We start from the raw sequence: 17,593 nt of genomic DNA, 5'->3' as shown, positions 1-17,593 counted from the left end.
AACTTTTTGGGGTCACTTCAATATTGGCCGCTTTTTTTGCAGTAATTTTTCTGTTTTTGCACCAAAAATGCACAAGTATTTGGTACTGTTAACTTATTATGATGAAGGACCAGGATAGATGCTGGTCCGTTCAAGGAGTTTCGGGAATGAACAAACTGGCCATAAAAATAGGACTATTATTCTTTACCATTATTCTAATAGTAGAAACATGCCTTTTTTTATTCTTATACAGAAGCCTGGTCAATACACGGGTAAATGAGGAGGTTGCCGCCCTGCAGACAAGGGGCAACAGCCACAGGGATGTCCTGAACAAGCATTATGATGAAACGACAATGGAGCATGTTGTTTTGATGGAATCCGAAGCAGATACAGATGTTGTTCTCACAAATGAAGACGGGGAAATTCTTCATTCTTCTAAAGAGATTCAGCCTTTCATGCAGAAGGCTGTCAATGCCCGTGGTGCTGAAGGAATGGGCGCTCACTCCAACTGGCAAGACAATCCTTTTATCTGGTCTGTCAGTCCTATAGAGAAGAATGGTGAAACAACTGGTTTTGTTTATATGTTTAAAGGTACAGATTCTCTGCAGTCGATGATTGCGAGATTGAATGATCATTTCATCTTTATCGGAACCGTATCTGTAATTTTAACAATTATTGCGGTAGTGTTTTTATCAAAAATCGTGACAAAACCGCTGCTGACTATGAAAGGTGCGACTGAACGCCTGAGCGAGGGGGACTTTTCCGTCAAGCTTCATATGCAAAGGAACGATGAGCTTGGTGAGCTTGGATATTCCATTCAAAAACTGGCTGATGATTTATCTCATTTAAAAAAGGAGAGAAATGAATTTTTAGCAAGCATTGCCCATGAATTGCGTACCCCCCTCACGTATATTAAAGGGTATGCAGATGTTGCGCAGAGACCTGGATTATCAAGTGCTGACCAGGTGAAATACTTGTCCATTATAAGGGAGCAGACAGAGCATTTATCAAAGCTTGTGAGTGAGCTGTTTGAACTAGCAAAGCTTGATCATCATTCTTTTCAGATTGAAAAAGAGAAACTGGATCTTTGCTCATTTATAAAAAAAACGATTGAAAAGATGAATCCGATCTTAATAAATGAAAACAGGAACGTGAAATTTCTTTTACCGGATTATTCTGTTCAACATTTGCTGGACCCGGCAAGATTTGAACAAGTGATTCTCAATATTATGGACAATGCCATCCATTATTCTGAAAAAGAAACCTCCATAACAGTCGAGCTTCTTGACCATGAAGAAAAGATTGGAATCGTTATTACAGATCAAGGAATTGGAATTCCCGAGAAAGATCTCCCATATGTATTTGACAGACTGTACCGCGTGGATAAATCAAGATCACGAAACAGCGGAGGAACAGGTCTTGGCCTTGCCATTGTAAAAGAAATAGTGGAAGCCGAGGGCGGCACCGTCCGGGCGAAAAGTACGCTTGGTTCAGGAACATCTATATACATTTGCTTTAGAAAGGATTAAACGATGAAAAAGATTCTGCTAGTAGATGATGAAAAACTGATGCTGGATCTGCTTGCGCTTTACCTTGCTCCGGCGGGATATTCGTGCATAAAATCTCTATCAGGAAAAAACGCAGTAGATCATGTTATAAAAGAAGAGCCGGCACTTATTATTCTTGATTTGATGATGCCTGAGATGAATGGTTTTGAAGTGTGCAAAGAAATTAGAACCTTTTCAGATGTTCCAATCATCATGGTGACGGCGAGAGATCAGCAAGAAGACATTGTAAAAGGACTCCGGGCAGGTGCCGATGATTATGTAACGAAGCCTTTTAATGAAATGGAATTATTGGCAAGAATAGAAGCAATATTAAGAAGAACAAGAAACAATCATGCAGTGGAATATAAGGGACTAAAATGGAATGAACGAAGTCAGGAGGCAAGCTATAAAGGTCAGCCTATCTTTTTTACACCTAAAGAATTTCAGCTCACCGGAATCTTTTTAAACAACAGAAACATAGTGTTTAATCGAGAGCATTTAATTCATTCCATTTGGGGGTATGATGCAGATACGGAGGATCGTACGGTTGATTCCCACGTCCGTCATCTTAGAGAAAAACTGAGGAAAACCGGATTCCCAATTGATGATCACCTGCAAACCGTTTGGGGCGCGGGATACAAATGGAAGGATGAAAAAAATAAAAAAATCTGAGTTTTTCCTCTTTACATAGGGTAGGGGGGTATGGTAAATTATAAACAAGGAGGTGCATGGCATGGTTGAAAATATGAACGAACCAGAAAGCTGTCACGTTCCAGGATCGGATCGAAAAAGCCATCATTCAGACGCAGTTAAGAAAAATCTTGTCACGCGTTTAAACAGAATTGAAGGTCAGATCCGCGGAGTAAAAGGATTAATTGATAAAGATACTTACTGTGATGATGTACTGACACAAATATCAGCCATACAATCTGCTTTGAACTCCGTCAGCAAGCTGCTTTTAGAAGGCCACATGAAAAGCTGTCTTGTCGAACGCATTCAAGAAGGCGATTTAGAAGTTATTGATGAAGTTTTAGTTACCGTCAAACGATTAATGAAATAATAGTAAGGGGGAGTGTTTTAAATGGAAAATGTTACTTTAAACGTTCAGGGGATGTCTTGCAATCATTGTGTGAAAGCAATTGAAGGCAGTGTTGGCGAACTTAATGGCGTCAAATCGGTCAAGGTTGATTTAAACGAAGGAACAGTTGATGTTCATTACAACCCGGATGAAGTGAATGCAGCTGTTATTAAAGAAGCGATTGATGATCAGGGCTACGAGGTAGAATAAGTAGAAAAGCAAAATCGCCCGTTTAGCGCAGGCATGACAGAAAAGGCGCTTTTTCCCAATACTAGCGGATTCGTTTCAACTGATGAGCTGGACATTGAAGCACAAAAATTTCTAAAAAAAAATGAAACGTGCTGATCATCGGCACGCTTTCTTTTCAATAAAATATACCCCTATATGGTATATGGAGGGATTCGAAATGAGCAATCTAGAAGAAACCCAATTTCAGATTACAGGCATGACTTGTGCAGCCTGCTCAAACAGAATTGAAAAAGGTTTAAACAAAATGGATGGTATAGAGAAAGCAAACGTAAACCTTGCAATCGAAAAGGCCACAGTTACGTTTGATAAAGAGAAGACGGATCCTGAAATGATCCGTCAGAAGATAGAAAATTTAGGCTATGGAGTGGTATCTGAAAAAGCCGAATTTACCATCACCGGGATGACATGCGCGGCTTGTTCTGCAAGAATTGAAAAAGGACTCAGCAAGCTTGATGGGGTCTCAGAAGCAGTAATCAATCTCGCTCTTGAGACAGGAACCGTAGAATACAATCCGACTATTGTAACGTCGCAGGAGATGATCAAGCGCGTTGAAAAGCTCGGGTATGGAGCAAGCTTAAAAACGGAAAATGAAACAGATTCCGCCAATAAAAAAGCCAAAGAGATCCAAAAACAGCAGAGGAAATTTATCGTGTCTGCCATTCTTTCTATTCCGCTCCTTTGGTCAATGGTCGGCCACTTTTCCTTCACGTCCTGGATGTATGTGCCTGAGCTTTTCATGAATCCATGGTTCCAGCTTCTATTGGCCACTCCTGTTCAATTTTTAATTGGCGGCCAGTTTTATATAGGTGCATACAAAGCGCTGAAAAATAAAAGCGCGAATATGGATGTGCTTGTAGCCTTAGGAACGTCCGCTGCTTATTTTTACAGTCTTTACCTGACAATTGAGTCGGTGAGGCATAATGGGCATATGCCAGAGCTTTATTTTGAAACGAGTTCGGTCCTGATTACACTTATTCTGCTCGGGAAGTTATTTGAAGTGAGAGCGAAGGGCAGATCATCTGAAGCCATTAAAAAATTAATGGGCCTGCAGGCTAAAACAGCAAGAATTGAAAGAGATGGAATGGAAATGGAAGTTCCGCTTGAAGAAGTGGCTGCAGGTGATATTGTGTTAGTCAAACCCGGTGAAAAGGTTCCCGTTGATGGCGAGATTCTTGAAGGCAGATCCGCTCTTGATGAGTCCATGCTGACAGGTGAAAGTATACCGGTAGATAAAACAGCTGGAGATCAAGTATTTGGAGCTGCCATTAATAAAAATGGTTTTTTGAAAATAAAAGCTACAAAAGTGGGGCGTGATTCAGCTTTAGCCCAAATCATTAAGGTTGTAGAACAGGCGCAAACATCAAAGGCCCCGATTCAGAGAATGGCCGATCAGATTTCTGGCATTTTTGTTCCGATCGTAGTCGGAATTGCAGCTGTGACTTTTCTTATTTGGATGCTCTGGATCGATCCGGGCAATTTCGCAGGTGCATTGGAAAAAACGATTGCCGTACTCGTTATTGCTTGTCCGTGTGCACTAGGTCTTGCAACACCGACATCGATTATGGCAGGGTCAGGCCGCGCAGCTGAAGCCGGTATTTTGTTCAAAGGCGGCGAGCATTTAGAAACGGCTCATCTAGTTGATACCATCATTTTAGATAAAACAGGGACAATTACAAAAGGGACACCAGAGCTAACAGATGTCCTTCTTGCTGGAGAAATAGAAGAAGAGAACTTCTTAATGGCTGTGGCTTCTGCTGAAAAGCAATCTGAGCACCCTCTTGCTCAGGCGATTGTAAATGGAGTAAGAGAAAGAGGGATAGGACTTAGTGATGCGGCTGACTTTGAAGCAATTCCTGGATATGGAATCAGAGCAAAGGTTGCAAATCACCTGGTTCTTGTGGGAACGAAGAAGCTGATGGATATGTACAGCATAAGAGTTGAAGCTGTATTGGAAAAAATGCAGCAATTGGAGTCAGAAGGAAAAACAGCGATGCTTGCCGCTATTGATGGCGAACTGATGGGTCTTGTTGCTGTAGCAGATACAATCAAAGAAACGTCAAAATCAGCAGTTGAAAGGTTGAAACACCTTGGCCTCCACGTTGTCATGATAACTGGCGATAATGAAAGAACAGCGCATGCCATTGCAAAAGCAGCCGGCATAGAACATGTCATAGCGCAAGTTCTTCCAGAAGGCAAAGCTGAAGAGGTTCTTAAGCTTCAGCGTCAGGGTAAACGAGTAGCAATGGTTGGCGACGGCATTAACGATGCGCCAGCACTTGCTGCAGCAGACATCGGGATGGCCATTGGAACAGGTACCGACATCGCAATGGAAGCTGCAGATATTACACTTATGAGAGGCGATTTAAGCAGTATTGCAGATGCAATTTATATGAGCAAATTGACCATCCGCAACATTAAGCAGAATCTGTTCTGGGCTTTTGGGTATAATACTCTCGGCATTCCAATAGCAGCAGCCGGACTTCTTGCACCGTGGCTTGCGGGCGCTGCTATGGCATTCAGCTCCGTATCCGTGGTGCTGAATGCTCTTAGACTGCAAAGAGCGAAACTATAAACTGTAGCACCGAGTCCTTTTGGCTCGGTGCTTTTGTGATTGATTAAATCTGAATGAGTTATTCTGATAAAATATTTCCCCGCATCATTAAACTCGGAAAAAAGTAAAATAAACAGATTGGCTGAGATAATAAGGTTTGAAAGCGCTTAAACGGCTGTATTTGGTCATTTATAGTAAAATTCTGCAATAATTGGCTCTTTACTGTCCTATTCAACAGGAGTAAGATACTTTCATAAATACATTTCATATATTCTTAATTCGCTTAATCCATTATGGAGCGGGGGACCCAATTTTGCTGCTTTTTTTGCAGCTTGGGGTGAATCCTTTACTGGTAGGGCTACTCTCATTGCCCGAACCCGACAGCTAACTTCGCAAGCGTTCTTGAGAGAGGATAATGAAACTAATGTGATCTAAAAAAAAGACACAGCGGTTCATGGAACCTCTGTGTCTTTTTGTGTGCAAAAATTGGTATCGAAAGAAGGAAATCCTGTTGAAAAAGCAATTTGCCGTATTTGGTCTTGGACGTTTTGGAGGAAGTCTTGTAAAGGAATTTCATGAAATGGGCATTGAAGTTTTAGCCGTTGATAAAGACGAAGAGAAGGTGCAATATTACTCTCAATATGCGACTCTTGCAGTAAAAGCAAATGCAATTGATGAAGCGACTCTGAAACAGCTTGGCGTCCGCAATGTAGACCACGCATTTGTTTCTTTCGGAGATGATATTGAAGCAAGCATCCTTACCTCTCTTCTGCTGAAAGAAATGGAGATTCCGCAAGTGTGGGCAAAAGCTCAAAATGACTATCATCAGAAAGTTTTAGACAAAATAGGAGTAAACAAAGTCATTCATCCTGAACGGGACATGGCAAAGCGGATTGCCCACCATATCATTTCAGAAAAAATGATTGATTATATTGAGCTTTCGAAGGAATTCAGCATGGTAGAGCTCATTGCTTCAGCAAAAATTCATTCAAAAACATTAATCGATCTGGATATTAGGGGAAGATATGGCTGTAATATAGTCGGCATACAGCGAGAGGAAGAAGTCATTGTATCTCCCCCTGCCGATGAATCAATCAAATCCGGCGACATTCTGCTTGTCATCGGACGGAACAAAGACATCATTCGTTTTGAGGAGGAGGGGATGTAAGTGATAACAGGACAAAAACTGCAAAAAATGCTTCGCTTCAATCCTTCTCAGCTGCTTGTTATTGTATTTGCAGCGGGTATCATTCTTGGAGCGGTTTTATTAAAGCTTCCTATCGCGACTCATGGTTCTATCAGATGGCTTGATGCCTTATTCATTTCAGCTTCGGCCATGACCGTAACAGGCCTAGCTACTGTAGACCCAGGGAGCACATTTACGACCTTTGGGCAGACTATTATTGCTCTTCTCATTCAGCTAGGCGGACTTGGAATCATGTCGTTTGCCATTCTGACTTATATGGTTCTTGGAAAGAAAATCGGGATTAAAGAACGGCTTGTTATGCAACATGCCCTCAATCAAACCTCGCTTGGCGGAGTTGTTAATCTTGTTAAATACTTATTTCTTTTTTCTATCATGATTGAATTCATCGCCATGGTTTTCTTATCTTTTAGATGGGTTCCGGAATTCGGCTGGTCGAGAGGGCTTTTCTACAGCTTTTTCCACGCCATTTCAGCTTTTAACAATGCCGGGTTTGCTTTATGGCCAGATAACATAATCCGTTATGTGAATGATCCATTAGTGAATATTGTGATATCGTCTCTATTCATAATCGGGGGCATCGGATTTACAGTTCTTCTTGATATATGGAAAAAAAGAAAGTTCAGCAAATTTTCTCTGCATACTCGAATTATGTTAGTCGGAACCCTTGTCATCAATGTTTTTGCCATGATGTTCATCTTTTTCGTTGAATACTCAAATCCAGAAACCCTTGGCAATCTTTCATCTGGCGGGAAATTACTTGCCTCCTATTTTCAGGCGGTATCCCCAAGAACAGCAGGTTTTAACACATTGGATATGGCAAGTCTTGATGAGGCCACACTTTTTCTCATGATTATTCTAATGTTTATTGGCGGGGGCAGCGCCTCAACAGCCGGAGGAATCAAGCTTACTACTGCGATTATTATCGTGTTTGCAACGATTGCATTTTTGCGGGGAAAAGAAGACATTACGATTGGAAGAAGAAGCATTCATTCCCGCTATATTTTAAAAGCGCTGGCAATCGCAATGGTCAGTTTAATGTTTGTTTTAACAGCGATCTTTATCTTAACTATTTCTGAAAAAGCATCTTTCATTGAAATTCTTTTTGAAACGGTTTCAGCCTTTGGAACTGTTGGGCTGTCGATGGGGATAACAGGAAGCCTGTCGGATCTTGGAAAAGAAGTGATCATCGTGATTATGTTTATTGGAAAAGTAGGGCCGCTTACGCTTTTATTTACACTGGCTAAACCGCAGAAGCAAAAAATTAAATATCCTAATGAAGACATCTTAACTGGATGAGAAAAAGGCTTCGGAGACGAGAAGCCTTTTTGTTATAGATTTGAGAGAATTAACGAAGCAAGAACGCCTAAAGAAGCAATCAATCCTACGGTCGGCCCGCCTTCTTCGAATGCTTCCGGCATCATTGTCGAGGCTACCATTGCAATGATGCCTCCAGCTGCAAAAGCGCCTATAAAGGCAATCACTGATGTGTCTGCATTTTGCAGCAGCGAGAATCCGAGAAATGAGCTGAGTGAAGAAAGAAGCAAAACGATCAGCCACATCGTAAGGATCCTTTTCTTGGAATAGCCGTCTTTTCTCAAACCGACAGAGCTTGACAGCCCCTCCGGAAAATTACTGATGAAAACGGCTGTCACCATTAAGAAGCTGACAGTATTCTCCTGAAGAAGGCTGACTCCGATAATGACGGACTCAGGTATGGCATCAATGACAGTACCTATGAAAATGGAGACTCCTGAATGATTTTCAGGATTTTGTTTTGAACGTTTTCTGTCGCTTCCGCCATTTTTATTAATAAGCCATTCACTGATTGTAAAGGTTAAAGAACCGAAAATGAATCCGCCCGATGCTGCAAGCAGTCCACCTTCATCTACTGATTCTCTAAGCAGTTCAAATGAAGCTGCCCCAATCAGGACTCCCGTGCCAAACGACATAATGAATCCTAAAAATTTGCGAGGTATCTCTTTATAGATGCCAAGCAAGGCTCCAAGCAGTATAGAGGAACCAGCAAAGGCTCCCCAGAGTGCGGCCTGCAGCATAAGGCTGATTCCCTCCTTACGGAATAATTTAATGTTAGCTTACCAAATATCTTACAGAAAATGCAAAAAGGGCATATCGAATGAAGAGAGTATTCTGTAAAATAAATTGTAAGCGATTACACAAAAGGGGTGCTGAACATGCAGGATGCTAATTTGCTGTTTAATCTAAAAAAATTTATGGATGACGAGCTTTATGAATATACGGTGCAAAGGCTGTCAGAATTTCAAAAGCTTTGTTTTGAAGAGTTTGATCAGCGCGCGGCGCATACGGACAGAGAGGGTCAGCCGAAACTCATCCGCTATGATAAGTTCGGAAATGATGTTTCGAAAGTATGGCTGAACGAAGGATATAAAAAAACGATAGAGGACACCTATAAAACAGGAATTGTCGGCTATTTGCACAAGAGGATTCCTGAATTGAACAGAAAGGCAAACTATCACTATTCGTATGCTTTAGGCTATCTTTTGTCACAGGTTGAATCCGGCTTTTATTGTCCTGTGACTCTAACCATGGCAACCGCTTATTTAATTGACGAATATGCAGACGAGGAGTTAAAAGCCAAATTTTTGCCGCATGTCACTTCTACAGGTGACGTTGAACTTTATGAAGGAGCTACTTTTTTAACAGAAAGACAGGGTGGTTCTGATGTGGGATCAAATGAAACGAAGGCTGTGAGAAATGGATCAGGCTACAAGCTTTATGGAGAAAAATATTTTGCAAGCAATGCAGGCGCATGCAAGGTAGCGGCCGTGCTTGCGAGAATAGAGGGAGCTCCCGCTGGAACAAAAGGATTATCTCTTTTCTTGGTTCCTTGGAAAAAAGAGGATGGAACTTCAAATCAAATCTATATCAGGCGTCTGAAAGATAAATTGGGGGTAAGGGCCGTTCCTTCGGCAGAAGTTGAATTAAACGGAGCGGAAGCGTACTTAATTGGGGATCCTTCCAGAGGATTTTACTATATGATGGAGGCTCTTAATCTTTCAAGAATCTGCAATGCCATCGCATCAGCGGGAATTATGAGAAGAGCTTACATCGAAGCTAAAGGCTATGCAGATCAGAGGACTGCTTTTGGCAAACAGCTGACGCAATCTCCGATGATTCAGGAAACACTTTGTAAAATGGCTGTGCGTCAGGAAATTCAGACAAGCGCCTGTTTTGAATTAATACAGCTGTTTGAAAAGGTAATGAGAGAAAAGAGCTCTGCAGACGAAGAAAAAGCGCTGACCCGTCTTTTCATCGCTTTATTAAAAGCGAAGACGGCAGAAGAAGCCATTAAATTCTCGCACGAGGCGATTGAAATGCACGGCGGAAATGGATACATTGAAGATTTTGTAACGCCAAGACTATTGCGTGATTCTCAAGTCCTGACCGTATGGGAGGGGACGGCAAATATACTTGGTCTTGAAGTCTTGCGCCTTATTAAAAAACATGATGTTCATTTAGTATTTCTCGCATGGATGAGAAAAAACTCCGGCGGAAGTTCAGCTGTTATTAGCGGGATAAGGGAACTTGAAGAGCTGCTCACTTTTCTTGAAACACAAAAAGAAGAGGCGTGGAATGTTCATGCGAAAAAAGTATCCGCGTTAATGTGCGATCTGCTCCTGAGTGCCATTGCGCTTAAAGATGCCCATACAGGGGACCGGAGGAAAAAGGCAATAGCAGATGTATGGCTTGAAGACTGCTGGAACAATACCTATAAGGATGAAAAGATGCTGGCCGTTAAATACTATGATTTAATTGTTGAATCTAAGGGATCAGCAATGAACGCTTATATATAGAAGTAAACGAAAAAAGTCTTCCGGCTGGAAGACTTTTTTCGTTTAAAAAGGGCTATGCTTATGTGAATTGGTTGGGAGACTAAATTATTTCTCGAGAACGATTTTCTCAAGTTCATCAAGCATTAAGTTTGCAGCTTTAACACCGCCTGCAGTGTTCCAAATCGCATCATCAACTTGGTACACTTTGCCTGCCTTTACTGCATCAAGGTTTTTCCAAAGCGGATCATTTGTAAATTCTTCTGCTTGCTTTTCAGCATCTGCCTTTGTTTCAGCAGGAGCATAGGTGAAGTAAAACAAATAATCTCCATCCATCTCTGGAATTAATTCTTTTGTTACTTCGCGAACGAATAAGTCGTCCGGGTTATCTGAGAATAATTTTTCAAGGTTTGCAGGACGTGCAAATCCTAACTCTTCAAGGATGACACCAGAGAATGTATCTTTATAATAAATGCGAGTAGTTCCAGCCATGAAACGAACAACTGAAATTTCTTGATCCAGTTTATCGCCTGCATTAGCTTTCATTTCCGCAATGCGGGCATCATAGTCAGCTAGAACTTTTTTGCCTTCTTCTTCACGGTCTAATGCTTTAGCATAGAAGCTAAAGTTTTCTTTCCAGTCACCTCTAAGTGTTTCAGAGAAAACAGTAGGAGCAATTTTGCTTAACTTTTCATATTGGTCTTCCTGACGCATTTTGTTTCCGATAATTAAATCAGGCTTTAATGCAGCAATTGCTTCTACATTAAGTGCACTCTCATCTCCAACAACCTCAACATCTGTCATTTCATCAGAGATGTGGCCATACCACGGATCGCCTAACCATGATTTAACAGCCCCAACTGGTGTAACACCCAAAGCTAAAAGAGCTTCAGTTCCTTCATTTGTTAAAATAACAACCTTTTCAGGTTTTTTCTTAATTTCAGTTGTGCCCATTGCATGCTCAACAGTATATGCTTCACTTTCTTTATCTTTGCTGCCGGTGTCTGCAGACTCTTCTTTCCCGCCGTTGCCGCACGCTGCAAGAAGTACTGCCGATAAAACGATTGCAATAAGTGCCAGCCATGCTTTTTGATATGTAGCTTGCATTTGATGTTACCCCCATATTTTCTTTTGATAATGATTTTCAATTACAATTAAATATTAATTTTTTCACTATCACTTGTCAACACTTAATTGAAAATGATTTTCATTTACAACTAAAATATTAATTTTTCTGATTTCGATTGTCAACATTTAATTGAAAATGATTTTCAAATTCAATTGACTTTGTTACAATAGCTTTAGAAAAATATTAAGAAGTGATGGTTTCACATCAAGAGGTATAAATATGTTATTACAGACTAATTTGGTGAAAACAGCTGGACTTATCACTGGTTTTATTTTGCTTTTAATAAGTATTTGCGCAAGTGTCGTGCTTGGCTATACACAAACCTCGTGGAATACAGCGATTAATGCGTTTTTAAACTTTAATGGATCGAATGAACATCTTATTATACAAACAGTTCGGATTCCTAGAGCAGCAGTGGCTGTTGTTGTCGGAGCAAGTCTTGCTGTTGCCGGGGCGCTGATGCAGGCCCTTACAAAAAATCCGCTGGCATCTCCAGGTGTATTCGGAATCAATGCCGGAGCGGGATTCTTTGTTGTGATTGGCGTTTCTATTTTTGGCGTCAGCTCTTTGCAGGCATTTACCTGGATTTCATTTTTAGGAGCAGCTGTTGCTGCCTTCACTGTTTATTTTGCAGGTTCTTTCGGGAGAGAAGGGCTGACCCCTATGAAGCTTACATTGGCCGGAGCGGCGATGGCTGCACTGTTTTCCTCGCTGACTCAAGGATTTTTAGTAAGCAACGAAGCGGCTCTCGATCAAGTCCTGTTTTGGCTTGCCGGATCAGTTCAGGGAAGGAAGCTTGAGCTGCTATACAGTATTCTTCCTTATATAGGCATCGCATTTGTTATTTGCATCTTCCTTGCATCAAAGATTAATCTGCTGATGATGGGAGAAGATGTTGCAAAAGGGCTCGGCCAGAAGACAGGAACTGTTAAATTAATAACAGCTGCTGTTATTATTCTGCTTGCAGGAGGAGCCGTCGCGATCGCAGGGCCTGTTGGATTTGTGGGGATTGTCATTCCGCATATTGCGCGTTTCTTTGTCGGGAATGATCATCGCTGGGTTCTTCCTTATTGTGCGGTACTGGGCGGAGTGCTGTTAGTGACGGCTGACATTGGAGCAAGGTTCGTAGCGATGCCTGAAGAGGTGCCGGTAGGAGTGATGACGGCTCTTGTCGGAACACCATTTTTCATCTACATCGCACGCAGGGGGTTCCAGAAATAATGAAAAGCTATCAATCATTTAGAATAGGGAAAGGATTGATTTCTTTCCTTATCGATAAAAAAGCCTTAACGGTCTTCGGTGTTTTGCTTCTGGTCACTGCGTTTACCTTTCTTTTCAGTACAGGTATGGGTGACTTGAGAATCGGACCGATTCAAGTGCTTAAAACACTGGCTGGATACGGGACAGAGATGGATGAACTTGTCATTCAATCCTTCCGTCTGCCGAGGATCCTGATTGCCCTATTGGTTGGAATATCGCTTGCCGTTGCGGGCGGCATTCTTCAGGGAATTATCCGCAATCCGCTTGCATCTCCGGATATTATCGGGATTACAGGCGGAGCTTCCGTTGCTGTGGTGATGTTTCTTGCCATATTCAGCGATAAAAATAACTCATTGACTGTTCCGATTCAGTGGATGCCGGTTGCTGCATTCATAGGGGCGACAGTTATTGCATTATTAGTTTATATCCTCTCATGGAGAGGCGGCTCCTCTTCAATAAGACTCGTTCTGGTCGGGATCGGACTTTCCATGCTTGCTCAGTCCCTTACTACTTTACTGATGATAAAAGGACCGATCTACCGTGCTGCACAGGCAAATATCTGGATAACAGGAACGGTCTATTCCGCAACCTGGGATCAAGTCAAGATTATGGTGCCTGTTACAATTGTATTGGTCATCATCAGCTTTATTTTTGCAAGAAACGTGAACATTCAGGAATTAGGGGATGAGCTTGCCGCTGGTGTGGGAAGTGCTGTTCAGCTCAACCGTTTTATTCTGCTGCTGATTGCCACTGCATTAACTGGCAGTGCTGTTGCTTTTGCCGGAGGAATCGGATTTGTAGGTCTTATTGCCCCGCATATCGCAAGAAGACTTGTAGGTTCATCTTTTGGTGCTTTGCTTCCTGTGTCGGCATTGATCGGGGCGGTGCTCGTTATGGCTGCAGATTTGATAGGAAGAACCCTTTTCGCTCCGCTGGAAATCCCGGCAGGTGTTTTCACTGCAGCAATTGGAGCACCTTATTTCATCTACTTGCTTTATAGAAGCAGAAACAACTAGGCTGTTTCCGAAGAATCTGATTTTCAGCACTCAGCCAATAATCAATCCTTATGTGAAAAGGAGCTGGATTGTCAATGACAGCAATTAAAACAAAGACGCTAACATTGTCATATGGAGAAACAACCATTATAGATAAGCTCGATTTAGAGATCCCAAAAGGCGAAATAACGGTATTCATCGGCAGCAACGGCTGCGGAAAATCAACACTTCTGCGTTCAATAGCACGGCTTTTAAAACCTGAAAAAGGCGCCGTTCTTTTAGAGGGTGAAGCTATTGCAAAGCTTCCCACTAAAGAAGTGGCTAAGAAGCTTGCCATTTTGCCCCAAGGTCCTGCTGCACCTGAAGGTCTGACAGTGCTTCAGCTTGTCAAGCAAGGCCGATATCCTTATCAAAACTGGCTTAAGCAATGGACGGAAAAAGATGAGAAGGCAGTCATGAGCGCGTTAGAGTCTACGGGAATGCTGGAATTGGCAGAAAGACCAGTTGATTCATTGTCTGGCGGACAGCGCCAGCGTGCCTGGATTGCCATGACACTTGCACAGGATACGGATATTATTTTGCTTGATGAACCGACAACTTATTTAGATATGACTCATCAAATTGAAATTCTGGATCTTTTATTTGAGCTGAATGAAAAAGAACAGCGAACGATTGTAATGGTGCTTCATGATCTGAATTTAGCCTGCCGATATGCACACCATATAGTTGCCCTTAAGGATAAGCAAATCTATGCTGAAGGCAGACCGGAACATGTCATTAACTGCAATCTGGTAAAGGATGTTTTTCAAATGAACTGCGAAGTAACAATGGATCCTCTATTTGGAACACCTCTTTGCATTCCGCATGGCAGGGGCCGGTGCATCATTAAAGAGGCGGCCATTTAATCATGAACGATTTTACAAAAGAGGAGCTTGATTATTTATCGAGATTCAGGCTGAGTTTGGAACGAAATGAATCAGTCTTAACAGCGGATGCAGCAGACTTGCTGAATTCTGATCTTCTTTCGCGGTATTTGATGAAGATCCAGCCGAGAATTCATTCAGACAGATTAAATGTTACAGGGTCCATGCTTGTAAAACGGTATGCCTTCCTGGCAGCGATGGCTCTTTTTTCTATGACTGTCTTCGGGAAAAAACTGAATACGGACCCGGCAAATCTTTCACTTGTGACGGATGATGAGGATCCCTTATGGCTGCCATCTTTTTACTTCCATTCACTAGAGTGTATTCCTGCTTCAAAAAACAGAGGTGCCTGGAGAGACGAACTGCTGAGCGATTTATTCCGTGACCATATTAGTAAACTCATCTCGATTGTGGCAAAGGAAGCAAGAATTTCCAAGCTGATCCTTTGGGAGAATGTCGTCCTTTATGTGGTATGGATGTACGACACGCTGCTTGCAAACAAACCTGAGTATGTTACGATAGAGCAAATACAGGCGGATTATCTGTATGTAGTGAAAGAAGCAGACGGAGAACTTTTCGGAGAAGGAATGAAAAACCCTTTCTTGCCTTTCTACAGGGAATCAGGACAAGCAGCAGAAGCGCCGAAACTTAGACAAACATGCTGTCTTTACTATCTGACTTCAGAGAAAAGAGATCGCTGCAGTACTTGTCCGAAGCATTGTTTAACTTAATGGATGATTAGGAGGAGATCTTGTTGAAGGAAGACCTTAAAGAACCGCTGAATGGCCTGATTGAAAAATATACAGAACTGCTTCTTGGTGAGGCGACGCCAGAACTTCAGGAAAAAGTAAAACACTGGGTGATCTATTCGCATATTGCAAAATCCATGCCGCCTCTTGTAAAGCATTGGAACGATACGTATCCTGCAGAAAAAGAAAAAGTAAAACAGCTTATTGCAGAAATTAAGCAGATGAATGAACAGCATCGGGAAAAATCACAGATGAATAATAAAGAATCCTAATTAATCTCAGAGAACGAATGAACAGCTCTGGGGTTTTTTATTTTATTCGGCAGAATAGCCTTTTGCCTTTTTTTTCGTAAAGAAATAGTAAATAGGCACACACAGGAAAAAAGGTATGACCGAACCTGAAACCGCTTTAATTGCACCATCCTGGTAGGTGACTGTGTGCTCCCATTTCAGCCAGACGATTTCAAATGTATAGCCAATCAGATATAAGAGACTTACTGAAAAGAGATATAGAAATACAGAAACCGCATAATATTTCATTTGAAATCACCTCCAGCATTTTCCTTTATTGTGATTATACTGTATATTTTGAAAGAGTGAAAGAATGGAAAAATCTTTCATCAGTGAATAAATTCTTGCAAAAATGGGGGACTAACCAATCATGTGTCAGTCAGTAGCAATTATCCGTCCAATTGAAACGAAGGATCTTATTCATTTATGGGAGATCAAGTATAAAGATGAGCACCCTGAGTGGAAGAAGTGGGATGCTCCTTATTTTGAACATAAAAATCTTACTCTGACAGACTTTCTTTCACAAAAAGACAGTATCGTAGATCAAGATGATTACTGGGCCATCGTTGCCGGTGACAAAGTTATCGGCACAGTAAGCTATTATTGGGAACATGAGCCTTCACTATGGCTTGAAATGGGGATAGGCATTTATGATCCTTCTTATTGGAACGAAGGATATGGAACGAAAGCCTTCTGTTTATGGATTGATCACTTATTTGAGACATTGCCTATTGTAAGAGTCGGGTACACCACATGGTCTGGGAATATAAGGATGATTAAAGTGGGAGAAAAGCTTGGCATGACAGTAGAGGGGCGTATGAGAAAGTGCAGAGTGGTAAATGGTGAACACTATGATTCCATCAGAATCGGTTTATTACGGGAAGAGTGGGAAGAACGGGCTGAAAAAAGGTAAATTTTTAAAATGACAAAAAACGGGTTCGGCCAGGGGATGAGAAGGGTATAGATACAAGAAGAGTAATTCCCAGGGAGAGTGAACACAAAATGGACCAATCAAGACCAGTTATCGGCATATCAAGCTCAGTAGTAGATCACGGAGATATTCCGAGCGTGCATGTGCATCAAAAATATATTAGTTCTGTCATTGAGGCTGGAGGGATTCCGGTTGTGATTCCGCTAATAGACGATGAAATGGCAAAAGTTATCGTATCTAAATGCGACGGCTTTATTCTTAGCGGAGGGGAAGATGTGGACCCTCATTCTTACGGGGAGGACCCAGATCCAAAACTGAGAAAAACAAACGGTGTTCGGGATGAAATGGAAATAGCCGTTGTAAAATATGCGAAAGAAACCCAAAAACCTGTATTTGGAATTTGCCGGGGCATTGCGATGCTGAACGCAGCTCTTGGCGGTACGGTTACACAGGATATAGAGAGTACCTGCGAGAATCCAATCAAGCATTATCAAACAGCAGACCGTCCGAATCCCACTCATGAAATCACGGTTGAAAAAGGCAGCAAACTGCATGGCATTTTTGGAACGGATAAAGTCCGAGTAAACAGTATGCACCATCAGGCAGTCGGAAAGCTTGCAGATGGGCTAACGGCAACAGCTAAAGCGTCAGACGGGATCATAGAAGGCTTTGAAGGAACGGATAACGACTGGTATGTACTTGCTGTTCAATGGCACCCTGAAGAAATGGCAGCCGAAGATGAAGCGATGCATAACCTGTTTAAAACATTTGTGGATAAATGCAAATAAAAAAGAAAGCGGCATAGTGCTGCTTTCTTTTTATTTGGGCGCTTCATAGTTTGCGGTCTGGCAGCCGGAGCCAAACGGACGATTCCGGTTTTCGTGGTGTCTAGCTCC

At 41.9% G+C, this 17,593-nt stretch carries 18 protein-coding genes and 1 riboswitch; of the genes, 15 read left to right on the top strand and 3 right to left on the bottom strand.

The window, feature by feature from the left end; all coding sequences use genetic code 11:
* Nucleotides 1–146 precede the first annotated feature (146 nt).
* The 7 genes from ABEQ24_RS03125 (at nt 147) to ABEQ24_RS03095 (ending at nt 7,907) form a co-directional block, all read left to right on the top strand.
* Nucleotides 147–1,508, top strand: a complete 1,362-nt coding sequence (locus ABEQ24_RS03125; protein ID WP_430005429.1) for a sensor histidine kinase — start codon at nt 147–149, stop codon at nt 1,506–1,508.
* 3 nt (nt 1,509–1,511) lie between these two features.
* Nucleotides 1,512–2,198 (top strand): response regulator transcription factor, encoded by a 687-nt coding sequence (locus ABEQ24_RS03120; RefSeq protein WP_430005428.1) that lies wholly within the window; start codon nt 1,512–1,514, stop codon nt 2,196–2,198.
* 61 nt (nt 2,199–2,259) lie between these two features.
* Complete coding sequence (locus ABEQ24_RS03115) at nt 2,260–2,586, top strand: metal-sensitive transcriptional regulator (RefSeq protein WP_154318614.1); 327 nt, start codon at nt 2,260–2,262, stop codon at nt 2,584–2,586.
* Nucleotides 2,587–2,607: 21 nt separating this feature from the next.
* The gene (gene copZ / locus ABEQ24_RS03110; RefSeq protein ID WP_430005427.1) at nt 2,608–2,814 is read left to right on the top strand and encodes a copper chaperone CopZ; all 207 of its coding nucleotides are present in this window, start codon (nt 2,608–2,610) and stop codon (nt 2,812–2,814) included.
* A gap of 196 nt (nt 2,815–3,010) precedes the next feature.
* Nucleotides 3,011–5,425 (top strand): heavy metal translocating P-type ATPase, encoded by a 2,415-nt coding sequence (locus ABEQ24_RS03105; RefSeq protein ID WP_430005426.1) that lies wholly within the window; start codon nt 3,011–3,013, stop codon nt 5,423–5,425.
* Nucleotides 5,426–5,674: 249 nt separating this feature from the next.
* Nucleotides 5,675–5,818: riboswitch (cyclic di-AMP (ydaO/yuaA leader) on the top strand.
* Nucleotides 5,819–5,915: 97 nt separating this feature from the next.
* The gene (locus ABEQ24_RS03100; RefSeq protein WP_430005425.1) at nt 5,916–6,572 is read left to right on the top strand and encodes a potassium channel family protein; all 657 of its coding nucleotides are present in this window, start codon (nt 5,916–5,918) and stop codon (nt 6,570–6,572) included.
* 27 nt (nt 6,573–6,599) lie between these two features.
* Nucleotides 6,600–7,907: a TrkH family potassium uptake protein gene (locus ABEQ24_RS03095; RefSeq protein ID WP_430005430.1), complete on the top strand. Its 1,308-nt coding sequence runs from the start codon at nt 6,600–6,602 to the stop codon at nt 7,905–7,907.
* A 32-nt stretch (nt 7,908–7,939) separates the two neighbouring features.
* Here the strand turns inward: ABEQ24_RS03095 and ABEQ24_RS03090 are convergent, their stop codons facing one another.
* The gene (locus ABEQ24_RS03090; RefSeq protein ID WP_430005424.1) at nt 7,940–8,665 is read right to left on the bottom strand and encodes a ZIP family metal transporter; all 726 of its coding nucleotides are present in this window, start codon (nt 8,663–8,665) and stop codon (nt 7,940–7,942) included.
* Between the two features lie 138 nt (nt 8,666–8,803).
* Between ABEQ24_RS03090 and ABEQ24_RS03085 the strand changes: the two genes are divergently transcribed.
* Complete coding sequence (locus tag ABEQ24_RS03085) at nt 8,804–10,444, top strand: acyl-CoA dehydrogenase family protein (RefSeq protein ID WP_430005423.1); 1,641 nt, start codon at nt 8,804–8,806, stop codon at nt 10,442–10,444.
* An 84-nt stretch (nt 10,445–10,528) separates the two neighbouring features.
* On the opposite strand, the gene ABEQ24_RS03080 is transcribed toward ABEQ24_RS03085, so the two are convergent.
* Nucleotides 10,529–11,527 carry an ABC transporter substrate-binding protein gene (locus tag ABEQ24_RS03080; RefSeq protein WP_430005422.1) on the bottom strand — a complete coding sequence of 333 codons (999 nt, stop codon included), beginning with the start codon at nt 11,525–11,527 and terminating at the stop codon, nt 10,529–10,531.
* Between the two features lie 241 nt (nt 11,528–11,768).
* Between ABEQ24_RS03080 and ABEQ24_RS03075 the strand changes: the two genes are divergently transcribed.
* From ABEQ24_RS03075 to ABEQ24_RS03055, 5 genes are all read left to right on the top strand, one after another.
* Nucleotides 11,769–12,770 carry a FecCD family ABC transporter permease gene (locus tag ABEQ24_RS03075; RefSeq protein WP_430005421.1) on the top strand — a complete coding sequence of 334 codons (1,002 nt, stop codon included), beginning with the start codon at nt 11,769–11,771 and terminating at the stop codon, nt 12,768–12,770.
* The gene (locus ABEQ24_RS03070) at nt 12,770–13,825 is read left to right on the top strand and encodes a FecCD family ABC transporter permease (RefSeq protein ID WP_430005420.1); all 1,056 of its coding nucleotides are present in this window, start codon (nt 12,770–12,772) and stop codon (nt 13,823–13,825) included. The genes ABEQ24_RS03075 and ABEQ24_RS03070 overlap by 1 nt, the downstream gene beginning before the upstream one ends.
* Before the next feature lie 68 nt (nt 13,826–13,893).
* Nucleotides 13,894–14,709 carry an ABC transporter ATP-binding protein gene (locus ABEQ24_RS03065; RefSeq protein ID WP_430005419.1) on the top strand — a complete coding sequence of 272 codons (816 nt, stop codon included), beginning with the start codon at nt 13,894–13,896 and terminating at the stop codon, nt 14,707–14,709.
* A 2-nt stretch (nt 14,710–14,711) separates the two neighbouring features.
* Nucleotides 14,712–15,458 carry an IucA/IucC family C-terminal-domain containing protein gene (locus tag ABEQ24_RS03060; RefSeq protein ID WP_430005418.1) on the top strand — a complete coding sequence of 249 codons (747 nt, stop codon included), beginning with the start codon at nt 14,712–14,714 and terminating at the stop codon, nt 15,456–15,458.
* Between the two features lie 23 nt (nt 15,459–15,481).
* Entirely contained in the window at nt 15,482–15,748 is a 267-nt protein-coding gene (locus tag ABEQ24_RS03055) for a DUF2573 family protein (RefSeq protein ID WP_430005417.1), read from the top strand.
* A gap of 42 nt (nt 15,749–15,790) precedes the next feature.
* Here the strand turns inward: ABEQ24_RS03055 and ABEQ24_RS03050 are convergent, their stop codons facing one another.
* The gene (locus tag ABEQ24_RS03050) at nt 15,791–16,015 is read right to left on the bottom strand and encodes a hypothetical protein (protein ID WP_430005416.1); all 225 of its coding nucleotides are present in this window, start codon (nt 16,013–16,015) and stop codon (nt 15,791–15,793) included.
* Between the two features lie 121 nt (nt 16,016–16,136).
* Here ABEQ24_RS03050 and ABEQ24_RS03045 point away from each other — a divergent pair, with 121 nt between their 5' ends.
* Nucleotides 16,137–16,679 (top strand): GNAT family N-acetyltransferase, encoded by a 543-nt coding sequence (locus ABEQ24_RS03045; RefSeq protein WP_430005415.1) that lies wholly within the window; start codon nt 16,137–16,139, stop codon nt 16,677–16,679.
* Nucleotides 16,680–16,768: 89 nt separating this feature from the next.
* Nucleotides 16,769–17,485, top strand: coding sequence for a gamma-glutamyl-gamma-aminobutyrate hydrolase family protein (locus ABEQ24_RS03040; RefSeq protein WP_430005414.1), 717 nt, complete (start codon nt 16,769–16,771; stop codon nt 17,483–17,485).
* Nucleotides 17,486–17,593 lie beyond the last annotated feature (108 nt).

The organism is Metabacillus idriensis (genome assembly GCF_050483325.1).
Classification (GTDB): domain Bacteria; phylum Bacillota; class Bacilli; order Bacillales; family Bacillaceae; genus Bacillus_P; species Bacillus_P idriensis_A.
The sequence above is the reverse complement of the archived record's forward strand: the minus strand, read 5'-3'. Positions and strand labels throughout refer to the sequence as shown.

Bases quoted from the DNA above. Each gene is read 5' to 3' on its own strand.
- ABEQ24_RS03040 (WP_430005414.1), top strand. From the start codon at position 16,769: ATGGACCAATCAAGACCAGTTATCGGCATATCAAGCTCAGTAGTAGAT.
- ABEQ24_RS03070 (WP_430005420.1), top strand. From the start codon at position 12,770: ATGAAAAGCTATCAATCATTTAGAATAGGGAAAGGATTGATTTCTTTC.
- ABEQ24_RS03075 (WP_430005421.1), top strand. From the start codon at position 11,769: ATGTTATTACAGACTAATTTGGTGAAAACAGCTGGACTTATCACTGGT.
- copZ (WP_430005427.1), top strand. From the start codon at position 2,608: ATGGAAAATGTTACTTTAAACGTTCAGGGGATGTCTTGCAATCATTGT.
- ABEQ24_RS03105 (WP_430005426.1), top strand. From the start codon at position 3,011: ATGAGCAATCTAGAAGAAACCCAATTTCAGATTACAGGCATGACTTGT.
- ABEQ24_RS03090 (WP_430005424.1), bottom strand. From the start codon at position 8,665: ATGCTGCAGGCCGCACTCTGGGGAGCCTTTGCTGGTTCCTCTATACTG.
- ABEQ24_RS03085 (WP_430005423.1), top strand. From the start codon at position 8,804: ATGCAGGATGCTAATTTGCTGTTTAATCTAAAAAAATTTATGGATGAC.
- ABEQ24_RS03120 (WP_430005428.1), top strand. From the start codon at position 1,512: ATGAAAAAGATTCTGCTAGTAGATGATGAAAAACTGATGCTGGATCTG.
- ABEQ24_RS03125 (WP_430005429.1), top strand. From the start codon at position 147: ATGAACAAACTGGCCATAAAAATAGGACTATTATTCTTTACCATTATT.
- ABEQ24_RS03115 (WP_154318614.1), top strand. From the start codon at position 2,260: ATGGTTGAAAATATGAACGAACCAGAAAGCTGTCACGTTCCAGGATCG.
- ABEQ24_RS03045 (WP_430005415.1), top strand. From the start codon at position 16,137: ATGTGTCAGTCAGTAGCAATTATCCGTCCAATTGAAACGAAGGATCTT.
- ABEQ24_RS03050 (WP_430005416.1), bottom strand. From the start codon at position 16,015: ATGAAATATTATGCGGTTTCTGTATTTCTATATCTCTTTTCAGTAAGT.
- ABEQ24_RS03095 (WP_430005430.1), top strand. From the start codon at position 6,600: ATGCTTCGCTTCAATCCTTCTCAGCTGCTTGTTATTGTATTTGCAGCG.
- ABEQ24_RS03080 (WP_430005422.1), bottom strand. From the start codon at position 11,527: ATGCAAGCTACATATCAAAAAGCATGGCTGGCACTTATTGCAATCGTT.
- ABEQ24_RS03060 (WP_430005418.1), top strand. From the start codon at position 14,712: ATGAACGATTTTACAAAAGAGGAGCTTGATTATTTATCGAGATTCAGG.